Below are 21,419 nucleotides of genomic sequence, written 5' to 3'. Positions count from 1 at the left end.
TTTACATTGAGCGGAGGAACATGGACACCACAATCCCTACCGATACGTCCAGGCGTCTATATCAATTTCGTAGAGGCGGCCGCGGCTGCTATTACGGGCGGCGAACGTGGCGTAGTTGCGCTCGGACTTAGCACGTACAGCGGTACGGCAACGGTCAGCAAATATTACGAGGTCGATACGTTGGCAGCGGCGGACGCACTATTCGGTAGCGCGAACACACTTCCGATTAAACTCGCGTTCCAGGGCGGAGCATCGAGCGTGATTGTTTACACGTTGCCAGCATCGCCAGTGGCCGGAGACTATACGGCTATGCGCGCGGGCTTTGATACGCAATTCTTCAACGTATTCGTCGCGCAAGTTTATAACACCACGGAGCACGCGGCGCTGAAAACGTGGGTGACTACGAATCGCGCTGACGGCAAGCAGTTCATGCTCGTTATCGGTGGCGACGCGACTACGGACGCTGATCCTACGGCAGGCAACACGCGGACGACACTTAACGCGGACGATGCGATTGTCAACGTGATTAACGGCGCGATTGTTGATGGCGTGAGCTATACGTCCAGCGCATACGCACCGTTTGTTGCCGGCTTGATCGCGGGCACTAACATTAACGAGTCGATTACGTACGCGGCAACTACTGCGAGCGACGTAACGAAGCGCCTATCCAACGCGCAGACAAATTCCGCGCTGACTGCGGGCTCACTCGTTTTAACGAACGATGGCAAGCGCGTTAAGATCGAACAAGGCGTAGTCACATCCGGTAAGAAAATCCGTGCAACGCGCGCTCGGCAGGCGATCATCGACGATATCTCGACGAAAGCTGACGAATCGTTTATCGGACGCCTACAGAACAACGCGGACGGTCGCGCAGCTCTTATCGCAGCGGTAACGAAGTACCTCGAAACGCTCGAAGATAACGGCGTTCTCGAAGCGCCAATCGTAGCGCTTGATCCGAATAATCCGCCAGTCGGCGATAAAGTGTTTCTCGCGATTTCGTACGTTGAGATCGATTCGATGGAACGCATCTTCTTCACAATCAACGTATAAGGAGGCGCAATAAATGACGATGGACCCAACGAAGGTTATCAGCGGACGATTCGGTAAACTATTCGATGCCGACGGCAATTGGCTTACGAATGTTACTACCGTTAACGCGACGGTCGAGTTCGAAAAGGAAGACATCATGCTCGCGGGCACACGCTGGATCGGTAAGAAAATTACCGGTATTAGCGGCAGCGGAGACTTTACGGGATATCTCGTAACGTCCGAGCTTATCGAGCGAATCGGACAGGGCACGGACGACACAAAATCCGCGCTCGTAACGGAGCTCATCTATTCCGTAACTGATCCGGACAATGGCGGCACATATCGCGTACGTCTCAAAGGCGTAACGTTCGATAGCATTCCGCTTATCACATCGGAAGTCGGCGCGATGGTCGAGAACGAGTTTCCGTTCACATTTACCGGCTACCAAATCATGGATAAGCTACGCAACAACTAACGAAATGACGGAGGCGCCTACGGGTTGTCTCCGTTTTTATTTTATCCGCGGAGTAGATGCGCAGTACTCCGCTTAACTACGAAAACAATTCCGAATGGAGCGATCAATATATGACAACGAAATCGAACGCATTGCAGGCGCTACTTGGCGCGAGCACAGACATTAAGAAAAACGTACCAATCCGCAGACTAGGCGTCGATTTTACGCTAAAAGCATTAACGGAGGCGGAGATTGAGCGCGTTAAAACGGAGTGCACATTCGGCGATGGCAAGGGCGGAAAGCGCCAAGACAATTCGCTATTCAACGCGGCAATGATCGCAAAAGCGTGCATTGAGCCGAACTTTGCTGATCGCACGTTGATCGAACACTACGGCGCAGAAGACGCGGCTGATTGCGTACGGAAAGCGCTACTGGCCGGCGAGATTGTGAAACTTGTAGAAAGCACGTTGCAAATCAGCGGATTCGGCGACGACGAGATCGACTTCCCAAACTAATAGAAACGGACGACGAGGCGTATTTGCTGCACGTCATCTTTCAGCGGCATCACATACCGCCACACGTTGTCTACGCATGGGAAACGAAACATAAACGCTTTGCTTACGAGTCGATGGCGCATCAACTTGCGCAGGAATTAAAGGACCGTAAGGAAGCGGAAAGGAGGGCGAAATAATGGCATTCGACCTATTAGCGCGGTTACGTTTAGTCGACGATATGTCGCGGCCACTACGCAGAGCAACGTCAAACATGGTCGGATTCGGCGCGAAGATTACCGGAGTCGGTGCGGCGCTCGGAGCGTTGACGGCCGGAGTATCAGCGGTTGCAGTCGCGTCCGATTCGATTAAGAAGGCGATGAACTTCGAATCGCAAATATCGTCAATCCAGGCGCTAACCGGCGCGAGCAACGAAGAGATGGCGAAGATGCAGGCGCTCGCTCTTAAGATGGGCGCAAGCACTAAATATAACGCGTTAGAGGCTGCGCAAGGTATCGAGGAACTACTGAAAGCGGGCTTAACGCCAGCAACCGTACAGGCGGGCGGACTTGAAGCGGCGCTTAACTTGGCGACGGCCGGCGGACTTGAACTCGCGGACGCAGCGGAGATTATGTCGACCGCGTTGAACTCGTATAAAAAGGACGGACTTAGCGCAGCGAAAGCATCGAATATACTCGCGGGCACGGCTAACGCATCAGCTACGGGCGTTGACGAATTGAAATACGCGCTGGCTTCGGTTTCCGCGGTCGCATCTGGCGTTGGAATGACGTTTGAAGATACGAACGTGGCGCTCGGCTTATTCGCGAATAACGGAATCAAAGGCTCCGATGCGGGTACGTCGCTGAAAACGATGTTATCGAATCTGCAGCCAACGACGAAGGATCAAATCACGCTATTTAAGAAACTCGGACTCATGACTGCGAAAGGTTCGAACGCCTTTTACGATGCGAACGGTAATATTAAATCAATCGACGATATCTCCGGTACGTTGCGTAAATCGTTAAGCAAACTTACGAATCAACAACGGTCGCTCACGTTGGAAATGATCTTCGGATCAGATGCGGTGCGCGCCGGTAATATCCTCTATAACGAAGGCGCTGATGGCGTTAAGAAATTCCGTTCGGAGATGTCGAAAGTGACGGCGCTCGATGTCGCGAAGAAGAAGATGGATAACGCGGCAGGTGCGGTTGAACAGTTTAAAGGTGCGATCGAGACGTTACAAATTGCGGCGCTACTTCCGACGATGCCTATTATTAAGGACTTCGCAACGATGGCGGCTGACGCGGTCGAGAAGTATACTCCGCAAATTACAGAGGCAATGTCGACGGCTATGGAGAAGTTGCGTACGTTCATCAATACGAATTATTTCGAGAACGACGATTTCATGGCGCTAAACTTTGCGGATAAAGTGAAAGTCGTAGCCGCGGATATTAAAGGCGTGTTCGATACGTGGTGGGCGAGTTCCGGTCAGGCAACGTTTACGGCGGTATCCGAGAATATCACGAAAACGCTACTAGCTTCGTTGGAAAACTCTGTGGATACGATTACAGCAATCGGACTCGATATCGGTGTGGGCTTAATGTCGGGTATTGTTGATGGTATGCGCGAATCAAAATCACTTGGATGGGTTTTCAAAGCACAAGACATGTTCACGCCAGAATACCTGAAGAAAGGCTGGAAGGCAATTGGTGTTGATATCGGAACAAAAGACGCCCCTAAAGGAAGTCCCGTTAAACCTCCTGACGAATCAGATATTAAACGCGCTTGGGAAACTGCATCAACCCCAATTAGCCAGCGCGGGTCAACGTCCATTATGCCGAAATTGTCCGGAGGTATCGACCGCGTACCTAAAACGATGCCGGCGATGCTACACCGTGACGAAACGGTCCTCACTCGCGGCGAAGCGCGTATCCACCGTAACGGCGGTTCTGGCGGAGGTGTCACGATTAACATGAACGGCGTCGTCGTGCGCCAAGACTCGGATATTAACGATATCGCGACGCAGCTCTACCGTCTAATTAACGGAGCCGACAACGCAATGGGAGGTGCAGGCGCATAATGGCGAATCCGATACAGTTTCACCTCTCGTTCGATAACGGACGCGAACGTCTGTGGCTTCCCGTTAATCCGGAGTCAATAAAGATTTCGGATACGCACGGCTACCAGGACGTAGAGGCCGCGCAGCTCGGCGAGTATACCGTAATTGGCAAGCGCAAGTCATCGGAGTTTACGTTTTCTTCGTTCTTTCCGCGCGACTACAATCCGTCCTATTGCGCGTATACTCCGTTGCCGGACCCGTGGGATTGCGTTAATACTCTAAAACGGTGGATGCGAATCGGCTCTCCGATTCGCCTAGCGGTAACGGGTACGCCGATTAACTACGCGGTTACGATTCGGGCGTTTAATTACGAACCGGAGCGCGGCGGTAGCCCCGGCGATATCTACTTCGATATCACGCTGAAAGAGCACGTATTCGTCAACGTTAGGCCGCTGCATTACGAGCCGACTAAAACCGTTGTCGCGTCGATGACTACTTCGCGTCCAGATACGGAAGCCAAACCGACGACGTACGTTGTTAAGTCCGGCGACTCGCTATGGAAGATTTCGCAGCGTATGTACGGAGACGGCGATAAATGGCGGACGATATACAACGCGAATAAGAAGATAATCGGTGCTAATCCGAATCTCATCAGCGCGGGCCAACGGTTGGTGATCCCGCGATGAATATACGCGTTCTATATAACGGTGACACGTACATCGAGGAGATCGTACAGGACGTAGAGTGGTCCGGAGACGTGAAACAGGCGTACCGAACGTTGAATATCTCGCTACTCAATACGCTAGACGGAAAGACTCGCGTGACTAACTTCGAAGTCGGGCGCGAGCTACGTTTCTATTCGGAAGGTGCCGAGATATTCCGCGGCATCATTTTCCGTAGTGACGTGGACCATTCCGGTAATATGCGGTTGACTGCGTACGACGAGAGCGTGTATCTGACGAAAAATACGGATACGCGTAAATTCTCAAACGTAACGGCTTCGCAAATTGTACGCCAGCTATGTACGGAGTTCGGAGTCGCCGTCGGTACTATCGCGGACACGAATTACGTTATACCGAAGTTAATTCTGCGCGACATGACGTTATGGAATATGATAACGACCGCGCTTACGGTTACACGTAAACAGACGGGACGCCGCTATTTTGTATACGCGAGCGGAGGCCGCTTAAACTTGGCGGAGCGACGCGATCGTAAAGCTACGTATCTACTCGAAAGCACATCGAATCTGCAGACGGCATCCTATTCGCAGTCTATCGAGGACCTTCGCAATCAAGTCCGCGTTATTGGCGGCAAGGAAGAAGCCCCGATAATCGCGTCCGCAAGTAATAGCGTATCGGCAGCGCGTTACGGAACGATGCAGCATTTAGAGCGCGCGGATAGCGAAGCGAAAACGGCTGAAATTCGGCAGCTCGCGGATCAGTTATTGCGCGATCTAAACGTAATTGATGACGAAGCCTCTATAACCGCGCTAGGCTACAACGATACTTACGCGGGAGTTTCCGTATATGTTTATGACGCGATGACGGGAATCACCGGAAACTATTACGTAAGTAGCGACACGCACACGTATTCGAACGGTATGCACACGATGTCATTAACGCTTAGCGCAACGGATGATTTGCCTACGCTTGAGTACGTTCCGCCGACTGAACCGGAGAAGAAGACGAAGAAGGTAGCGGAGGGGGACTGGAAGTATTGGCTGAACTATTAAACGAAGGAAGCGCGGGCACTAAGCTCCGTAATCTCATAAAACGCGTCGGCGCTAACACGGATACGCGCATCGAGTTCGGTACTATTATGTCAGCCGCTCCGTCCTTCAGCGTTCTTGTCGACGGCATGAAAATCGAACTCGACGCGGACGATTGCGTAGTCGCCGAGCACCTAACGGAGCATACGCGCACCGTCTCCATTAACGGAGGGGCCGCATCAGAAATGGTCGTCGACTCCGTTTTAACCGTAGGGGCCCGCGTTATTGTTGCGCAGATTAACGACGGGCAGGCCTACGTTATACTAGACCGAGTCGGGACAAAGGAGGCGTTTTAATGGCGTTAAGTCCTATCGCGCAAGACAATCGTGTTGATACGTCTGCGCCCGTCAGCCAGCCGAGCCGCACGTACGATTTATTTACGACGGCTATGCGCTCAACAGTCGACGGCGACGATGCGCTCCGGCAATTCGTACGGAAGGCGTTGCTGACGGCGCGGTCAACGTATCTTATTTACGATAATCAATACGGAAACGAAATCGAAACGCTTATCGGACAGAACGTGAACAACGCGCTATTTGACGTTGAGATCGTGCGTATGGTACGCGAAGCACTAATATATGATGACCGCGTAACAAGCGTCGACAACTTCGTAATCACACGGAGTGCCGACGCTTGTTTTGTTACGTTCGATGTAACGTCGATCGGCGGTAGCACTATCACGGAGGAGGTGGCGGTTTAATGTACGAAGCACAAACGAAGGCGGCGATCCTGCAGCGGATGCTCGACGCGAGTCCTGCAGATATCGATAAGCGGGCCGGTGCGCCCACCTACGATTTACTTTCGCCGGCTGCGATTGAACTCGCGCTTGCCTATATCGAACTCGACAACGTACTCAACTTCGGATTTGTCGATACGACGTACGGAGCTTATCTCGATTCGGCCGCGTCAGAGTACGGCGTTACGCGCAAGGCGGCGGCGAAGTCAATCGGAGCGCTCACGTTCAGCGGCGCAAATGGAACGGTGATTCCGATCGGCACACGCGCGGTAACTAGCGGAAGCGAGCCGGTCTATTTCGTTACGACTACGGCGGGCACGGTTTCCGGCGGCTCGGTAACGGTAGCGGCCGAAGCATCCGAAGCCGGCGAGTCCGGAAACGTAAGTATTGGCGCGGTCAATCTCGTAGTCGGAAACCTCGTCGGAGTTGTAACGGTGGCGAACGCATTTAACTTCGTTGGCGGTGCGGACACGGAAACGGATGACGCGTTAAGAGGGCGGATTTTGGAACGTGCACAAAGGCCGGCAACGTCGGGCAACGCGGCGCAATACCGTCAGTGGGCGCTCGAAGTGACCGGCGTATCTGACGCGAAAGTGTACCCGATATGGTCCGGCGCGGGCACGGTTAAGGTAGTGCTCCTCGACGCGGATAAGACGGCGCCTGACAGCGCGGTAGTGACGGCGGCCACAACGTATATCGAAAGCGTGCGTCCGATTGGCGCGACGGTAACGGTCGTCGGTGCAACGGAAGTCGCGATAAATGTCAGCGTAGACGTGACGCTCGCATCAGGCGCAACATTGGCCGGCGTCAGAACGGAGATTGAGAACGGAGTGCGCGCGTATCTGAAGACGCTCGCGTTTACGGATGCGACGGTTCGCTATACGCAGATTGCTAACGTAATCCTGGACGCGGCTGGCGTAGTCGACTATACGACGCTAACCGTTAACAGCGGCACTTCGAACATCGTAATTGCAGACGGAAGCGTAGCGGTACTCGGAACGGTGGTGACTACGTAATGCGTAGTTTAACGGAAATTCAGCGCGACATGAACGATTACTTGCCGCGCTATTACGGCGACATTCCGGTCGCGACGAACATAATCGACCGCGAAGCAACGGAATCCGCGCAGATTAATGCGGATGCTTACGATGTACTCGCGCAAATGTACGTCGATACGGCTACGTGGGGGCTCGCGCGGTGGGAGCGTATATTCGGGATTACGCCGGACGAATTAAAGCCGATCGATCAGCGGCGGAGCGTGATTAAATCGAAGCTGCGCGGAGTCGGTACGGTGACAACTGCGTCGATTAAAAGCGTGGCCGAGGCGTATGCGAACGGTCAAGTCGAGGTAACGGAGAGCGGTACGAATATGCTGCCTCCGTTTAATAGCGGATGGACGCTCCACGAAAACACGCGCATGAAGCAGGCTAATTTTGTAGGCAAGATTGGCGCGAGTACGGTCGCAAATCCGCATACCTTCAAAGCGGCTACAGGAGCATCTCTTTTTGCGCCTTCTTCTTTTTCATACGAGTTAACAACAGCGGAATACGGACGGGTTAGCGTTTTGGATGCTTCTTTATATTCAACAACAACTTCTGCGAATGGGAACCAAGCTGAACATTCAGCTTCATTCAATTTGATCGAACACGTAATCCGCACATACGGCGTCGGGGTTTTCGGTTCGGCGGTGACTACTGCGGAGCGCGTGGCGTGGCTCAAGGCGAATGTATCAAAGCTTACGGGGAACTGGCATGGGTACGGGTCGGGTCCGGCGGGGAACTCGGCAAACTTCCGCATATGGTACGTACCTACTGGAAACTGGACATGGTATTCAGCGGCTAATCATACGGGCGCGAGTGTGGCGAAGCTGTCAAAAACAGCAACGTTAATGAACGAGGTTATCGACGCGAACGGTTTTGTTAGTTTTCTCTCGGACGCTCCGGCATCAAACGGAACAACCGCATCGACGATTAACACCGATTTCGTCGAGCTTGAGGTATACATGGCAGCGGGCAGTATTCCGCAGGCAGAGAACGAATTGACGCTGCGAGCAACCGCCGCTAACCAGGAAAGCTCCGTTACTGTTACTGCGTTGCCAAACACGCAATATACTTTCGCGTTTACTGACGATAGCGCAGGCGCGTACGGCTACGTTTTGTCTAAAAACTCGGCAGACGCTACGTTAGCAAGCGCGAACATTTCCGCAGCAACTATCGGTAGAGGAAGCGTAACGTTCACTACTCCGGCAGGCACCGATCGCATTAAGGTCGTGTTATCGAATACGTCTGCGTTAGGGACGTTCACGTTTACGAATCCGCAGCTCGAACGCGGAACCGTCGCTACGCCATTCGAAAACTTGCCCGCGTACACTGTCGGCATCAAATTCGTATCGACGCTCGGTATTCCCGCGAACTTGGCGGACTTGGAGACGATTATACGCGAAACTTTACCGGCGCATCTCGCGGTCAGCTACGTGTTTACGTATAAGACGTTCGGCGATCTCGAAGGTTATGGCGTCACATTTGGCGCGATTGAAACGGCCGGCTTAACGTTCGGCGCAATAGAAACGTGGGAGGGACCGTAATATGATAACGCTACCCAGCGGAATAAAGAAAGTCGAAGCGTCCGATAACGCGACGATTGCGAATCAGAACCGCAACGACGATTTACTTGACGTTAAAATAACGAAGCTTGACGGAATCGCAACGGGAGCAAATAACTACGTGCATCCGGCGAATCACCCTCCGTCCATTATTACGCAAGACGCAAGTAACCGCTTTGTGACGGACACAGAAAAGACGACGTGGAATGCGAAGGCGTCCACATCCGTTGCGACAACGGGTGCTAACGGACTTATGAGCGCGACAGATAAAACGAAGCTTGACGGCGTAGCGACCGGTGCGAATAACTATACGCATCCCGCGAATCACCCTCCGTCAATTATCACGCAAGACGCGAGCAATCGCTTCGTAACTGACGCTGAAAAAACGACGTGGAACGGTAAAGCGTCGACTGCGGTAGCGACTCCGGGTGCCAACGGGCTTATGAGTGCGTCAGATAAATCGAAGCTAGACGGATTAGCCTACGTTGCAGGTACGTATACAGGTAACGGCACCGTTACGCGGGATATCGCTCTTCCGTTTACTCCTTCGGCTGTTCTGGTTATGCGGCGAGGTAGTAACTTTGTGACCGCGCTTGGAACCGTTTATATGTATGGCGGATTAGCTGTAACGGGTCAGCCGGCGGGTTATACGACCTATGATGTGGTGACGATCGGGACGAATAAATTCACAGTCGTTTACGATGCTACCGACGTCGAGGGAACGAATTTTAGTGGCGAGATATATTCGTATATCGCGTTCAAATAAGGAGGCCGTAAAATGATCGTACACGCAAACGGAGGCTACGAAACGGGCGCATGGCTGACGTCCGACACGTATCCGGATTCGCATTATATCGATGAGTCAACGGTGGAAGGCGCAGCATTAGCGGCAAAAGTCATCGCGCTATTTCCGTACTATACGCTCAATATCGTTGACGGCGTTTTGACTGACGTTACACAACGCGACAAGACGCAAGAAGAAACAGACGCGGAAAATGCGCCAGCACCGAAGTCAGCAGAAGAGCAACGTATCGAAACGCTAGAATCCGAAAACGCCGCACTCCAAACACGCTTAGCTGACGTCGAACTTGCGCTTATCGAATTATTCGGAGGTGTTGCGTAATGCCCGCGTACAAAGCACGCATCTATGCTAACGGAACAATTACGAAGTATGGCTACGGTGAAGGCACGGTAACCGAGATCGTCGCATCGTACGGATTAAGCGCGGAAGATACGGCACAAGTATTAACGGAAGTCTACGCCAAACGGCCGGACTTAGAAACGGAGATGATCGCGGAATGAACGGTCAAACTATACTAAACGGAGGCGCTGGCGTTGTCGGCGCTTTTATTGCGTTCGCATTCGGAGGCTGGCACGAGTCGCTGACGTTTTTGCTATGCGCAATTGGCGTAGACATCGCGTCAGGAATGTACGCATCTGTAAAGGAAGGGCGCGGATTGAATAGCGCAGTCGGCTCGATTGGGCTGGCGAAAAAGGGCCTTATGCTACTCGTTATTTTACTCGCGCACAGGCTCGATATTCTGCTCGATTCCGATAATATTACGATGACGGCGTCGGTCTACTTTTACATCGCGAACGAGTTGATCAGCATAACGGAGAACTACGGACGCATCGGTCTTCCTATGCCGGAAAAACTACGCGATGTTATTACGGTGTTGAAAGGGAAGGGCGGCGTTAGCAATGACGTTACTGACGGTAAATAAAATAAGGGTCGCTGTATCAAACGGCAAAGTAACCCGTTATGACGGTGACTACTCAAAACGCGCGACGGATCTCCGTTATATAATCATACCGATCGCGGAGTATGACGTTACTGCAGTCGGAAGAACTCGCGCAAAGCCTTCCGAACTTGCGCGCGAATACAACGCGGATTTTGCAATTAACTTTCCGTATATAAACGAAGCTGACGGCGCTATCCTTGGCGATGCAATCATCGAGGGTGCGCCGTTGTCGTACGAAACTACAAAGACGACGGGACGATGCGAATTTTATCGCGACATCGCCGGTTACAAAATCGGTAACTATAGCGCGACTAATCCGCCTATGTTCGCGGTTCAATGTTCACCGGAACTATTACGTGACGGTCGTGTTGTTGTAACGGAAAGTCTTAAGCGCGATCAGTTAAGTATTAGCGCGACGGACCGGTCGCAGCGTACAGCGGTGGGTACTCGCGGTAACGGGGACGTCGTGTTCGTCGTATCCGACGGTAGAACCGAGTATGATTTCGGACTCACCTTCGAAGAACTTGCGGTAGTTATGCGTGATCAATTATCGTGTGTTAACGCGGGAAGCGGTGACGGCGGAGGCTCATCAATTATGTACGCGAACGGTGCGGTCGTTAACCAAAAGTCGAACCGCGAAAACGAACGGAGACTCGGTTGCGCGTTGATTGCGAAGAAAAGGGCGGTTGTCGTTACGCCATCGTCAACGTTAAAACTCGTAATCGACGCAGGCCACGGTCCGGAAACGGCCGGTAAACGATGCCCCGATGATTCGATGCGCGAGTTCGCATTTAACAGCGTAGTCGCGCGCTATGTACGAGATGGGCTTGCCGCGTATGAAAACGTAGTGACGAAGTTTACGCACGCTGACGATGGCGCACGCGACGTACCGTTAAGCGAACGCGTTAAGATTGCGAACGATTGGGACGCGGATGCATTCGTATCGATACACGCAAATGCGGCAGGCAGCGCATGGAGTACGGCAGCCGGCATCGAAACGTTCACATGTACGGAGCCTTCCGCGACTTCCGTTAAGATGGCGGCGGCAGTTCAACGCGCGTTAATCGGCGCAACAGTACGTAAGGATCGCGGCGTTAAGCAGGCGGACTTCACCGTCGTATATAAAACGAAGATGCCCGCGATATTGGCGGAATGCGGATTTATGTCGAACACGGAAGAGGCAGCGCTGCTCAAAACGGATGCTTACCGTAAGAAATGCGCGGCGGCAATCGTAACGGGCATTGCGGAGGTCTTTTCACTGAAAAAGAAAGCGGAGGTGGCACCGGTGAGTGCCGATAAAGTAAACGTAATCGTTAACGGTAAGAAGATTGCGGACGGTAAAATCGAAGACGGCGTTACTTACGTTCCGGTGCGCGCGGTGGCCGAAGCGCTCGGCGCGAGTGTTGCGTGGGATGGCGCGAGTAAGACGGTTACGATTACAGAACTTCAACCGAAATAAAAATAAAGCCCGCGAACCACAACGGTTCGCGGGCAATTATAAAAAACAAATTTATTTACTTTTATCATTCATGGATTTATATGCTTTAAATGTTTCCCAAATATCAATTATTATGTCGTAGTTACCTTGCCAATCTGTGAGTGCGGATACTGCATCATCCGATAAGTCATAATCGGAATCTAGATCTTCGATAGTCAGTTCATTATGTTGGCTTTTCAAAACATTCTGCTCTTCTTCATGTAAGTTTGATATATAGTAACCTAATTTATCCTTAATGGTTTCATCTTTCATCTTTACAACACTATCTGCGATTTTATTAACTTTTAAAAGTAATCCTTCTTCTTCAAGCCAGGCATCGTTCTCACTTGAATATAAATCATTGATAGCACTGTTTACTTTTTCTCTTGAAATTAAAAAATCGTTGAATTTAACTAATCTCTCAAATCTGTAATCTTGTATGATGATTTTTTTGTTAAGGAATCTTATTTTTTCTAGAGATTCATTATAACTATCTTTGCTTTTGGACATTTTGTTTTCCATTTCTTTTAATGAATCTCTGTCATTTATCAATACAGTGCTAATATGAGTAGTATCAGTCACTATTCGTTTTATATCAGCTTTATCAGTTTTTATTTGCTCATGTAAATTTTCCATCTTTTCTATTTTATTCGCAAAATCCCTTTTAAGGGCACCTGAATATAACCATCCTGCAAATGCTAAAAGAGCGATAATTGCACCAACCAGCCCAATTAAGTATGAAATATTCCCTTGCAATAGCCCGATTTTTTCTTTTTGCATGTTTATAATTTCATCTTTGAGTTCTTTCTCTGTGAGAATATTTTGTTCTACTAAAATTTTTTCTAAATCGTCTTGCTGAATTACTCCTTTAAGTTTTTGCTCAATAATTTGTTGGATTTCTTTAGCGGTGATACCATTTTCTTGAGGGCCTGATATCTCATCAGCGAATGCAACAGAAGCAGGGACCCAAATAAATACAAGCATTAAAATAGATAAAATTTTGATTTTCATTTCTCTAATACCCTCCGATTGATGAATACTTAAAAGTACACTTTTTAAATTACTACGTTTTCATTAGTCAATCTCTAAAGGACTACATTGATAACAAACACCACGTCTTTGATGAGTACATTTAGGAATACGAAAATAATTGAATGAAAAATATCCAAGATACAATAGTATACAACCAAAAAATATAAATCCGAATATTATTAGGAACTTATCAGGTAGCAAAGTTGCTAAACTAATACCGAACAATTCTTTTAGTATCCATTCAAAAATTTCTCTTAATGTGTATCCCACTTACTCACCACCGTTAAAAATTCCTATTTCTCACATCCAACGCCGTCACCGTCACGATCAAGCTTACGGCTATACCCTGGATCACCTTCGTAGACTGGATCAGCGCCAGCATCACGAACAGCAGAACAGCTCGCGTAATAAACTATTTCTTCTACTATTACAGGCTCAGGTGTTTTTACTGGCTCATTCGTAGGCTCTGGCGTTTTTGGTGCCACAGTTTCAATTGCTACCTTCACCTCGGGCACTATGAAATGCACCTTAATTCCGTCCGCATATCCATCGAGTTTATTACCGACCCATGAGCCAGCTCCTCGATTATCCTTCGGAGTTACATACGCTATGTCTGCACCTGCTCCCCCTTCAGCGCACATTGCCATTGGCCACTCATCACGATCATATCCAGATTTAACATCAACGTTCTTTAACGATTCGTCGCGGTTATCGTCTGCTCCTGCCCGGTCAATTGTACATATCGCAGATTCCCCATTCTTTATAGCTTTACGTATATGCGCAGCTGTTTCCGGAAATCTATCCGAAGGGAACGTTAAATCTACTATAACTGGTTCACTAATTACCTTTATCGTCGGTGAAGGTGATAAAGAGGTGGCCGTAGTTACAACAGCAGTCGGTTCCGCTTCTTTTACTGCAGTTTGTTGAATAACGGTAGAAGTCGGGCTTGCTCCGTTTGAAATTACCGCTATAATAGCGATTAGTGCCCAAATACCACCAAATAAACGTAGAGGTTTAGTAAGCCTTTTCCAATAAACAAATAACATTATGTAAGGAATCACTAACCAACCTATTGCTTTCCAAATCATACTAATCATCTCCTCCGACAACATTCTACTATAGAAGTAAAAATATGGCGACATATTTATGCGACTTCTTGCTTATATATTAGTTCAATAGAATTAATAAAACGCCAACAACCGAAATGTTCTGCGGATGTTGGCGTTTAATCTAATTAGTTAAATCGTAGCTTACCGCGTTTCTTCTCGTTACCCTGGTCGAGTAGACTCGTAACTGGCGAAGCCTTATCGTGCTGTTCACGTAAATCCATACCGGTAAATCTAACGTAAACTTGCGTCATACTCAACGACGTATGGCCTAGTATACGCGCTAGAGCGATCGGATCACCGCCACCACGTAAGAATTTAACCGCCATATAGTGACGGAAGGTATGCGGAGATACGCGCGCACCAGTGACTCCGACTCGCTTCGCGTAAAGCTTCAGCATCTTCGCGAAAGTATCGCCGAAATAGCGGTTTCCGAACTGCGTAAGCCACAAATAATCGTTCATCTCAACGTTCATATATTCGATAAGTTTTTCGATCTCCTTAATTGTACGTTGAGATAACGGAATTACACGAGTCGTATTCGTTTTGGATACTTCAGCTCGAACGGTGACTTGGCGCAGTTTAAAATCAATATCAGATATCTTTAAACTCGTCATTTCTTTTATGCGGAGCCCGCCGTCAATAAGTAAGAGCATCATGCAATAGTCTCTGTGACCAGTGTAGACGCGTCTATTCGGAGCAGAGAGTAGTTTGAGTACATCCTCATCCGTAAATAATTCGAATGTTTCTTTTTCTTCTTTTTGATAATTAATAACGTCTAATGGCGAGTGTGTTATAACGCGTTCCTTCATTAAATAGTTAAAGAAAACCTTCATGTTCCGGATGATGTTATTAACCGTTCTCGGAGACAGTCCGACTTTACCTTTTGGACTCGTAGGGTGATCGTCCCAGCTTACTTTCTCATACGTTAGGAAATGGATAAATTCGCGCATGACATCTGAGTTTAATTCGGCATCGGTTCGCGCTTCATACCATTTACGAAATTGCGCTAATGTCTGCGCGTAGGTATCTACGGTTTTCGGTGAACGTTTCTCTGTGCGTTTAATTTGTAGATAGCGCTCAATCTGCGTTTCCAGATCAAATTTTACGCTGCGGCCTCGTTTGGAGGCAAACGTGAACTTCGGATTATTACGTATCATTTATCGGTCTCCTCAATAGCGATGAATTTACGCTAACCATTCCGACAAACTATGCGTGAAAAGTTTATTGCAATAGCGATAAGCTGACCGTATGAATTTGCGTCAAGTTTCGGGTGCGAACGCCATCCCGCGTTGAACGCGCAATCCGTCACGCGATCGAAGTCGCTTGGACGCGCGGTAATATCGACAGCATCTCTCACTTGTTCGGTTACACCATCAACATCAGCAAATCAAAGCCCACGAATTCGGAGTTCATTGCGATGGTGGCTGATAAGCTGCGGATTGAACATAAAGTTAGCTGAGAGGGGGAAAATTAACGTAACGGTTAAGAGTTTCGAATTTTTAGAAGGCGTTTACAGTCAGAATAAATTTGACGGTAAATACTAAATTTCGTTACGATACCGATTCTATTTTCTTCTTTGTGGCCTTTTAAACAATACCGCTATTTTATTGGGTTTGAGAAAATCCGATGAAGCAGCGGTATTTTTTATGGATATCCTTGGTTGTCGGCGAGGTTGCCGGAAGTAATTTCATTAAGGAGAGACGGCGTGTAAGAAGCGACGGATAACGTTGGGGAACTGCAGGAGAGTTTGCATGCGGCGCATTTGGTGTGGCTGTGGGGATTGTAACTAGCGATAATCAAAAAAACAGAAAACGGTTTTAAAGATAATCCAATAACGAACAACATTACATAGTTCTGTACAGCAATTGAAGCTTTAACGATTGAGGCCGAGACAAAAATTGTCTCGGTTTTCTTTTTGCAGATTATGAGGAACAAAAAAAAAGGCCCTCTTAGGATGCCTTAGTTGTAAACAACTCTACGGTTTAAATAAACGTTGTTCCCATATTTCTTGATTAAACCCGTAGATTCTGCTTTGATAAAGCTATGGATTTCTTTTAAGCGCTGTGTCTTTGGCTGAATGGTTTCTTTTACTTTCCCGTCTACGGTAACGTCGAATACGATGGTCATCTTAGCACCTCTTCTTTTTATGATAGTCTTATCTTAACCCTGATCTATTTCGACATCATAAAATGAAATGCTGACAAATGTAATCTTATTTATAAAGCATCATCGCAATGTAAATTAACCGAATAGGGGTGGCAGGATGAAGGCGGTATATGCAGGAAGCTTTGATCCCATAACGCTTGGCCATGTTTCTGTTATCGAAAGGGCTTTCCAGTTGTTTAGCGAGGTCCATATTATTGTTGCTAACAATCGCTCGAAAAAACATCATTTTACGATTGATCAGCGAACCGAACTGGTAGCTTTGTCTATTCCTCAGGATGAAAAGCTGCAAATTGTTCCGTATGAGGGAATCGTGGCGGATTATATTAATAAGAATGACATCAACGTTGTAATTCGGGGGATCCGAAATGCTACGGATCTTGAATATGAGCTGCAGCTTGAGCAATATATTCGAAATACGACGATGGCCGATACGATTTATTTGTCGCCATATACGCATTACATGCAAACAAGCAGCTCGTTAGTCAGAATGTTTCTGATGTCAGACAAAACAGAGCTAGCGGCAACCTACATGGTGCCCAAAGCTTATATGCAGATGCTTGATTTCGTGGATTAACGTTGATTAACCATGGACGAAAATAAAAACAAAAGAAAACCGCCAATCAGGGATCATAACAGATCCGAGCTTGGCGGTTTAATTAATGATGCTAGCTTTGCGGCTTCGGCGGACGAGGACGCTTCTGTTTGAAGCGGGGAGCGACATAATTGCGTTTGCGGTCGCGGAAAAAGGTCCAGCCGGCAATAAAGCCTGCGCCTGCAGCGAACATGATAAAACCTAGCAAAAATTTCAGCCATTCAAAATCCGGCGTAATGGTTGTGTCGCCAAATTCGGAAAAATAAACGAATATGGAATCTTTCATTTTTAAAAAACCAAAGCAAGCAAGCAGTCCGGGAATAACGAGCATGAGGATTGCAATAAAACGGGCAGCTACTAATTTCATAAATACAGTGTCTCCTTATCGGTCAAAATATACAGTTAGTTCTATCATACCTTTTTACGCAGGGAGTGTCTATTTCGCAAAACGACGATGCCTTTGGCCGTAAAAACAGGTACAATAAGGATGAATGTCATGTTACAATGCCAATGGGCACATCAGGGAACGAATAAAGAATAGGCAATACCAGCATATAGCGAAGGTAATGACGGAGGGAATGATATTATGGCAATACAGGTAGACGTGGCTGTACTCGGTGGCGGACCAGGAGGATATACGGCAGCCATTCGCGCAGCACAACTAGGCAAATCGGTAGCGATTATAGAAATGGACAAACTCGGAGGAACTTGCTTACATAAAGGATGTATTCCAAGTAAATCGCTGCTCCGCAGCGCGGAAGTGTATTCTACCTTGCTCGAAGCAAGCTCATACGGCATACAAGTTGAAGACGGAGCCGTTTCATTGGATTTCGATAAGGTTCAGGATCGCAAGCTGCAGACCGTGGACCAATTGTTCCGAGGTCTTCAAAGCTTGATGAAGAAAAACGGAATTCAAATCATTCAAGGGAAGGGAAGAGTAATCGGCCCTTCCATTTTCTCGCCGCGCAGCGGTTCGCTGGCAGTCGAACTGCCAGATGGGGAGATGGAGTCGGTCGTATCAACCAATCTCATCATCGCGACGGGATCAAGACCCCGCAATTTGCCTGGATTGACGCCGGATGGCGAATATATCATGTCGAGCGATGAAGCGTTGGTGATGGACAAGCTGCCAAGCTCGATCATCATCGTCGGCGGAGGCGTAATCGGCGTGGAATGGGCATCGATGCTTCAGGATTTCGGAGTGCAGGTGACGTTGGTGGAAGCAGGCTCGCGCTTGCTGCCGGGTGAAGACACCGAGGTTTCTGCGGAGTTGACCAGGCTGCTTGGCAAGCGCGGAGTACGCATACTAACAGGCGTACAGCTGCAAACTGACCAATATAAAGGTGAAAACGGCGAGGTTTCTATCGTTGCTGCTACTACGGACGGTGATGTCGTGCTAACGGCTGAGAAGCTGCTGGTTTCTGTCGGGCGCCAAGCGAATGTTGAAGGCATCGGTCTTGAAAATACCGACATCCGCACGGTAAACGGTATGATCGAAGTCAATGCTTACGGCCAAACGAGCGAACCGCATATTTATGCCATCGGGGATGTGATTGGCGGAGTGCAGCTTGCGCATGCCGCAGCACATGAGGGATTAATCGCGGCTGAGCACATTGGCGGGGAGAAGCCGGCAGCCGTTGAAGCACATCTTATTCCAAGATGCATTTACTCGCGTCCTGAAATTGCTTCCTACGGATTAACAGAGGATGGCGCGCGAGCGAAGGGCCATGATATCAAGACGGGTAAAATACCGTTCCAAGCGATCGGCAAGGCACTTGTTATGGGAGAGAAGGACGGATTCGTCAAAGTAATAGCCGATCGGAAGACTAATGATATCGTCGGCGTGCATATGATCGGAGCCCATGCAACGGATTTAATATCTGAAGCGGCGCTGGCGAGTGTTCTGAACGCGACGCCTTGGGAGGTCGGCCAAATGATTCACCCGCATCCGACGCTTGCAGAGGCGCTTGGAGAAGCTATGCTTGCGGTTGACGGCAACGCAATTTCGTTCTAAGGAAGACTGTTTTCTTTTTGAATCAAATGGAGTTATAATGTATATGATCAAGTCTTAGTACCAGGTTATAATAGAGCTTAAAAAAAGGAGGAACACCTTATGACCCAATCTGCTTCCACTGGGCAAAATGTTCGTCATTTGGAATTAGGGCTTAGCGATGAGCAAGCAATTGATATGTACGCAACCATGGTGACAGCACGTAAGTTTGACGAGCGCATGCTGCTCCTGCAGCGCGCGGGTAAAATTAATTTCCACGTTTCCGGCGTTGGCCAAGAAGTGGCGCAGGTAGCCGCGGCTTATGCGCTCGATCGGGAAAATGATTATTTTTTACCGTATTACCGCGATTATGGCTTTGTGCTGTCCGTCGGAATGACGCTGCGCGATTTATTGCTGTCGGTGTTTGCGAAAGCCGAAGATCCTAATAGCGGCGGGCGCCAGATGCCGGGCCACTTCGGGTCCAAGAAGCTTCGTATCGTAACGGGATCAAGCCCGGTAACGACGCAGGTTCCTCATGCGGTAGGAATAGCTCTTGCGGCGAAAATGAAGAACAATCCGCTCGTCAGCTTCGTGACCTTCGGCGAAGGCTCAAGCAATCAGGGGGATTTCCACGAGGGCTGCAACTTTGCAGGCGTACACAAGCTGCCTGTTATTTTCATGTGCGAAAATAATCAATACGCCATATCGGTGCCTATACATAAGCAGCTTGCAGGTACGGTTGCTGACCGTGCCATCGGCTATGGCTTCCCTGGTTACCAGGTAGACGGAAACGATGCGCTGGAAGTTTTCCGTGTCGTTAAAGAAGCTCGCGAGCGCGCTATTGCAGGAGAGGGTCCGACCCTCATTGAGGCGTTAATGTACCGGATCTCTCCGCATTCAACATCGGATAATGACCTTGCTTACCGCACGAAGGAAGAGGTTGATCTCAATCGGGCGAAAGACGGCATACCTAAATATAAGCAATACCTCATAGATTGCGGTATTTGGAATGAGGAGCTTGAGACGGAGCTTTTGGCCAAAATCCGCAAGCTGCTTGACGAGGCTACCGAATATGGCGATAAAGCGCCGTTCCCGACGCCGGAGTCCACATTGCTGCATGTTTATGCGGATGATGCAGAGCAAGGAGGCAAGGAATAATGGCGGTTATCGAATATATTGACGCTATTCGGCAGGCAATGAAAGAAGAAATGCAGCGCGACGAGGATGTGTTCGTACTCGGAGAAGACGTTGGTCTGAAAGGCGGCGTATTCACGACGACGAAAGGGCTTCAAGAGCAGTTCGGCGAGATGCGTGCGCTTGATACGCCGTTAGCGGAGTCAGCCATCGCAGGCGTCGCCATCGGTGCGGCAATGTATGGAATGAAGCCGATAGCGGAAATGCAGTATTCGGATTTCATGTTCCCAGCGACGAATCAAATTATTAGCGAAGCGGCCAAAATCCGTTACCGCTCAAATAACGATTGGACATGTCCGCTTGTTATCCGTGCCCCGATTGGCGGAGGCGTATTTGGCGGACTGTATCATTCGCAATGTCCGGAGTCCGTCTTTTTCGGCACACCGGGTTTGAAAATCGTTGCGCCTTACCGCGCGTATGACGCAAAAGGTTTGCTGAAGGCCGCGGTACGCGATCCTGATCCCGTGCTATATTTTGAAAATAAAAAATGCTATAAGCTCATCACCGGAGAAGTTCCCGATGAGGATTATATTGTCCCGATCGGGAAAGCGAATGTTCTTCGCGAAGGCGATGACATCACGGTTATCGGTTATAGCCTGCCGCTTCATTTTGTCGAGCAGGCCGCTGCCGAACTAGCGGGCGAAGGCATCAGCGCTCATATTCTCGATTTGCGTACGCTTCAGCCTCTTGATAAAGAAGGTATACTCGAAGCGGTCCGTAAAACAGGCAAGGTGCTTATTATCCACGAAGATAATAAGACAGGCGGCGTTGGCGCGGAAGTATCCGCGATTATAGCGGAAGAGCTGCTGTACGAGCTGGATTCTCCGATTATGAGGCTTTGCGGACCTGACGTGCCTGCGATGCCGATCAACCCGCCTGGCGAGAAATTTTTTATGCTCAATAAAGAAAAAGTAAAAGAAGCGATGCGTCAGCTAGCGCTATATTAGAATACCAGGGGATATAGGAACCAATATATCC

24 protein-coding genes and 1 pseudogene are annotated in these 21,419 nt (G+C 49.1%); 20 read left to right on the top strand and 5 right to left on the bottom strand.

Annotated features, from left to right (window positions below):
* Positions 1-6 precede the first annotated feature (6 nt).
* The 15 genes from MRBLPE1_RS20890 (at position 7) to MRBLPE1_RS20820 (ending at position 12,340) form a co-directional block, all read left to right on the top strand.
* Complete coding sequence (locus MRBLPE1_RS20890) at positions 7-1,050, top strand: phage tail sheath subtilisin-like domain-containing protein (RefSeq protein ID WP_364149043.1); 1,044 nt, start codon at positions 7-9, stop codon at positions 1,048-1,050.
* A 13-nt stretch (positions 1,051-1,063) separates the two neighbouring features.
* Entirely contained in the window at positions 1,064-1,504 is a 441-nt protein-coding gene (locus tag MRBLPE1_RS20885) for a phage tail tube protein (RefSeq protein WP_364149042.1), read from the top strand.
* A gap of 110 nt (positions 1,505-1,614) precedes the next feature.
* Positions 1,615-1,998, top strand: coding sequence for a phage tail assembly chaperone (locus MRBLPE1_RS20880; protein WP_364149040.1), 384 nt, complete (start codon positions 1,615-1,617; stop codon positions 1,996-1,998).
* 175 nt (positions 1,999-2,173) lie between these two features.
* On the top strand, positions 2,174-4,054 hold the full coding sequence (locus MRBLPE1_RS20875; RefSeq protein ID WP_364149038.1) for a phage tail tape measure protein: 1,881 nt from the start codon (positions 2,174-2,176) through the stop codon (positions 4,052-4,054).
* On the top strand, positions 4,054-4,719 hold the full coding sequence (locus MRBLPE1_RS20870; protein WP_364149037.1) for a LysM peptidoglycan-binding domain-containing protein: 666 nt from the start codon (positions 4,054-4,056) through the stop codon (positions 4,717-4,719). The genes MRBLPE1_RS20875 and MRBLPE1_RS20870 overlap by 1 nt, the downstream gene beginning before the upstream one ends.
* Complete coding sequence (locus MRBLPE1_RS20865) at positions 4,716-5,765, top strand: XkdQ/YqbQ family protein (RefSeq protein ID WP_364149035.1); 1,050 nt, start codon at positions 4,716-4,718, stop codon at positions 5,763-5,765. Before MRBLPE1_RS20870 ends, MRBLPE1_RS20865 begins: the two co-directional genes overlap by 4 nt.
* Positions 5,750-6,097 (top strand): DUF2577 domain-containing protein, encoded by a 348-nt coding sequence (locus MRBLPE1_RS20860; protein ID WP_364149033.1) that lies wholly within the window; start codon positions 5,750-5,752, stop codon positions 6,095-6,097. Before MRBLPE1_RS20865 ends, MRBLPE1_RS20860 begins: the two co-directional genes overlap by 16 nt.
* Positions 6,097-6,501, top strand: coding sequence for a DUF2634 domain-containing protein (locus tag MRBLPE1_RS20855; RefSeq protein WP_364149031.1), 405 nt, complete (start codon positions 6,097-6,099; stop codon positions 6,499-6,501). The genes MRBLPE1_RS20860 and MRBLPE1_RS20855 overlap by 1 nt, the downstream gene beginning before the upstream one ends.
* Positions 6,501-7,553 carry a baseplate J/gp47 family protein gene (locus tag MRBLPE1_RS20850; protein WP_364149030.1) on the top strand — a complete coding sequence of 351 codons (1,053 nt, stop codon included), beginning with the start codon at positions 6,501-6,503 and terminating at the stop codon, positions 7,551-7,553. The genes MRBLPE1_RS20855 and MRBLPE1_RS20850 overlap by 1 nt, the downstream gene beginning before the upstream one ends.
* Complete coding sequence (locus tag MRBLPE1_RS20845; RefSeq protein WP_364149028.1) at positions 7,553-9,121, top strand: putative phage tail protein; 1,569 nt, start codon at positions 7,553-7,555, stop codon at positions 9,119-9,121. Before MRBLPE1_RS20850 ends, MRBLPE1_RS20845 begins: the two co-directional genes overlap by 1 nt.
* A 1-nt stretch (position 9,122) precedes the next feature.
* Positions 9,123-9,905, top strand: coding sequence for a hypothetical protein (locus MRBLPE1_RS20840; protein ID WP_364149027.1), 783 nt, complete (start codon positions 9,123-9,125; stop codon positions 9,903-9,905).
* 12 nt (positions 9,906-9,917) lie between these two features.
* Positions 9,918-10,262 (top strand): hypothetical protein, encoded by a 345-nt coding sequence (locus MRBLPE1_RS20835; protein WP_364149025.1) that lies wholly within the window; start codon positions 9,918-9,920, stop codon positions 10,260-10,262.
* Entirely contained in the window at positions 10,262-10,441 is a 180-nt protein-coding gene (locus tag MRBLPE1_RS20830; RefSeq protein WP_364149023.1) for a hypothetical protein, read from the top strand. The genes MRBLPE1_RS20835 and MRBLPE1_RS20830 overlap by 1 nt, the downstream gene beginning before the upstream one ends.
* The gene (locus tag MRBLPE1_RS20825) at positions 10,438-10,863 is read left to right on the top strand and encodes a phage holin family protein (protein WP_364149021.1); all 426 of its coding nucleotides are present in this window, start codon (positions 10,438-10,440) and stop codon (positions 10,861-10,863) included. Before MRBLPE1_RS20830 ends, MRBLPE1_RS20825 begins: the two co-directional genes overlap by 4 nt.
* Positions 10,841-12,340 carry an N-acetylmuramoyl-L-alanine amidase gene (locus MRBLPE1_RS20820; protein WP_364149020.1) on the top strand — a complete coding sequence of 500 codons (1,500 nt, stop codon included), beginning with the start codon at positions 10,841-10,843 and terminating at the stop codon, positions 12,338-12,340. The genes MRBLPE1_RS20825 and MRBLPE1_RS20820 overlap by 23 nt, the downstream gene beginning before the upstream one ends.
* A 51-nt stretch (positions 12,341-12,391) precedes the next feature.
* Here MRBLPE1_RS20820 and MRBLPE1_RS20815 read toward each other — a convergent pair whose 3' ends face one another.
* The 3 genes from MRBLPE1_RS20815 to MRBLPE1_RS20805 form a co-directional block, all read right to left on the bottom strand.
* Positions 12,392-13,369, bottom strand: a complete 978-nt coding sequence (locus MRBLPE1_RS20815; RefSeq protein WP_364149018.1) for a hypothetical protein — start codon at positions 13,367-13,369, stop codon at positions 12,392-12,394.
* A gap of 314 nt (positions 13,370-13,683) precedes the next feature.
* Complete coding sequence (locus MRBLPE1_RS20810) at positions 13,684-14,478, bottom strand: excalibur calcium-binding domain-containing protein (RefSeq protein ID WP_364149016.1); 795 nt, start codon at positions 14,476-14,478, stop codon at positions 13,684-13,686.
* Positions 14,479-14,624: 146 nt separating this feature from the next.
* Positions 14,625-15,656, bottom strand: a complete 1,032-nt coding sequence (locus tag MRBLPE1_RS20805) for a tyrosine-type recombinase/integrase (RefSeq protein ID WP_364149014.1) — start codon at positions 15,654-15,656, stop codon at positions 14,625-14,627.
* A gap of 104 nt (positions 15,657-15,760) precedes the next feature.
* Between MRBLPE1_RS20805 and MRBLPE1_RS20800 the strand changes: the two are divergent.
* Positions 15,761-15,958, top strand: a pseudogene (locus MRBLPE1_RS20800) (sporulation initiation factor Spo0A C-terminal domain-containing protein); the annotation flags it as partial.
* 500 nt (positions 15,959-16,458) lie between these two features.
* On the opposite strand, the gene MRBLPE1_RS20795 reads toward MRBLPE1_RS20800, so the two are convergent.
* Complete coding sequence (locus MRBLPE1_RS20795) at positions 16,459-16,626, bottom strand: mechanosensitive ion channel protein MscL (protein WP_364149012.1); 168 nt, start codon at positions 16,624-16,626, stop codon at positions 16,459-16,461.
* A gap of 136 nt (positions 16,627-16,762) precedes the next feature.
* Between MRBLPE1_RS20795 and coaD the strand changes: the two genes are divergently transcribed.
* Positions 16,763-17,239, top strand: a complete 477-nt coding sequence (gene coaD, locus MRBLPE1_RS20790; protein ID WP_364149011.1) for a pantetheine-phosphate adenylyltransferase — start codon at positions 16,763-16,765, stop codon at positions 17,237-17,239.
* Between the two features lie 91 nt (positions 17,240-17,330).
* Here the strand turns inward: coaD and MRBLPE1_RS20785 are convergent, their stop codons facing one another.
* Entirely contained in the window at positions 17,331-17,624 is a 294-nt protein-coding gene (locus MRBLPE1_RS20785) for a DUF2627 domain-containing protein (protein ID WP_308996699.1), read from the bottom strand.
* A gap of 219 nt (positions 17,625-17,843) precedes the next feature.
* Between MRBLPE1_RS20785 and lpdA the strand changes: the two genes are divergently transcribed.
* From lpdA to MRBLPE1_RS20770, 3 genes are all read left to right on the top strand, one after another.
* Positions 17,844-19,271 (top strand): dihydrolipoyl dehydrogenase, encoded by a 1,428-nt coding sequence (gene lpdA / locus MRBLPE1_RS20780; RefSeq protein WP_364149009.1) that lies wholly within the window; start codon positions 17,844-17,846, stop codon positions 19,269-19,271.
* Positions 19,272-19,370: 99 nt separating this feature from the next.
* Entirely contained in the window at positions 19,371-20,405 is a 1,035-nt protein-coding gene (locus MRBLPE1_RS20775) for a thiamine pyrophosphate-dependent dehydrogenase E1 component subunit alpha (RefSeq protein WP_364149007.1), read from the top strand.
* Positions 20,405-21,388 carry an alpha-ketoacid dehydrogenase subunit beta gene (locus tag MRBLPE1_RS20770; protein WP_364149005.1) on the top strand — a complete coding sequence of 328 codons (984 nt, stop codon included), beginning with the start codon at positions 20,405-20,407 and terminating at the stop codon, positions 21,386-21,388. The genes MRBLPE1_RS20775 and MRBLPE1_RS20770 overlap by 1 nt, the downstream gene beginning before the upstream one ends.
* The last annotated feature ends 31 nt before the right edge of the window (positions 21,389-21,419 follow it).

The organism is Paenibacillus sp. LPE1-1-1.1 (genome assembly GCF_040676435.1).
GTDB lineage: Bacteria > Bacillota > Bacilli > Paenibacillales > Paenibacillaceae > Pristimantibacillus.
The sequence above is the reverse complement of the archived record's forward strand: the minus strand, read 5'-3'. Positions and strand labels throughout refer to the sequence as shown.

Bases quoted from the DNA above. Each gene is read 5' to 3' on its own strand.
- MRBLPE1_RS20885 (WP_364149042.1), top strand. From the start codon at position 1,064: ATGACGATGGACCCAACGAAGGTTATCAGCGGACGATTCGGTAAACTA.
- MRBLPE1_RS20880 (WP_364149040.1), top strand. From the start codon at position 1,615: ATGACAACGAAATCGAACGCATTGCAGGCGCTACTTGGCGCGAGCACA.
- MRBLPE1_RS20875 (WP_364149038.1), top strand. From the start codon at position 2,174: ATGGCATTCGACCTATTAGCGCGGTTACGTTTAGTCGACGATATGTCG.
- MRBLPE1_RS20870 (WP_364149037.1), top strand. From the start codon at position 4,054: ATGGCGAATCCGATACAGTTTCACCTCTCGTTCGATAACGGACGCGAA.
- MRBLPE1_RS20865 (WP_364149035.1), top strand. From the start codon at position 4,716: ATGAATATACGCGTTCTATATAACGGTGACACGTACATCGAGGAGATC.
- MRBLPE1_RS20855 (WP_364149031.1), top strand. From the start codon at position 6,097: ATGGCGTTAAGTCCTATCGCGCAAGACAATCGTGTTGATACGTCTGCG.
- MRBLPE1_RS20850 (WP_364149030.1), top strand. From the start codon at position 6,501: ATGTACGAAGCACAAACGAAGGCGGCGATCCTGCAGCGGATGCTCGAC.
- MRBLPE1_RS20845 (WP_364149028.1), top strand. From the start codon at position 7,553: ATGCGTAGTTTAACGGAAATTCAGCGCGACATGAACGATTACTTGCCG.
- MRBLPE1_RS20840 (WP_364149027.1), top strand. From the start codon at position 9,123: ATGATAACGCTACCCAGCGGAATAAAGAAAGTCGAAGCGTCCGATAAC.
- MRBLPE1_RS20835 (WP_364149025.1), top strand. From the start codon at position 9,918: ATGATCGTACACGCAAACGGAGGCTACGAAACGGGCGCATGGCTGACG.
- MRBLPE1_RS20830 (WP_364149023.1), top strand. From the start codon at position 10,262: ATGCCCGCGTACAAAGCACGCATCTATGCTAACGGAACAATTACGAAG.
- MRBLPE1_RS20825 (WP_364149021.1), top strand. From the start codon at position 10,438: ATGAACGGTCAAACTATACTAAACGGAGGCGCTGGCGTTGTCGGCGCT.
- MRBLPE1_RS20820 (WP_364149020.1), top strand. From the start codon at position 10,841: ATGACGTTACTGACGGTAAATAAAATAAGGGTCGCTGTATCAAACGGC.
- MRBLPE1_RS20815 (WP_364149018.1), bottom strand. From the start codon at position 13,369: ATGAAAATCAAAATTTTATCTATTTTAATGCTTGTATTTATTTGGGTC.
- MRBLPE1_RS20810 (WP_364149016.1), bottom strand. From the start codon at position 14,478: ATGATTTGGAAAGCAATAGGTTGGTTAGTGATTCCTTACATAATGTTA.
- MRBLPE1_RS20805 (WP_364149014.1), bottom strand. From the start codon at position 15,656: ATGATACGTAATAATCCGAAGTTCACGTTTGCCTCCAAACGAGGCCGC.
- MRBLPE1_RS20795 (WP_364149012.1), bottom strand. From the start codon at position 16,626: ATGACCATCGTATTCGACGTTACCGTAGACGGGAAAGTAAAAGAAACC.
- coaD (WP_364149011.1), top strand. From the start codon at position 16,763: ATGAAGGCGGTATATGCAGGAAGCTTTGATCCCATAACGCTTGGCCAT.
- MRBLPE1_RS20785 (WP_308996699.1), bottom strand. From the start codon at position 17,624: ATGAAATTAGTAGCTGCCCGTTTTATTGCAATCCTCATGCTCGTTATT.
- lpdA (WP_364149009.1), top strand. From the start codon at position 17,844: ATGGCAATACAGGTAGACGTGGCTGTACTCGGTGGCGGACCAGGAGGA.
- MRBLPE1_RS20775 (WP_364149007.1), top strand. From the start codon at position 19,371: ATGACCCAATCTGCTTCCACTGGGCAAAATGTTCGTCATTTGGAATTA.
- MRBLPE1_RS20770 (WP_364149005.1), top strand. From the start codon at position 20,405: ATGGCGGTTATCGAATATATTGACGCTATTCGGCAGGCAATGAAAGAA.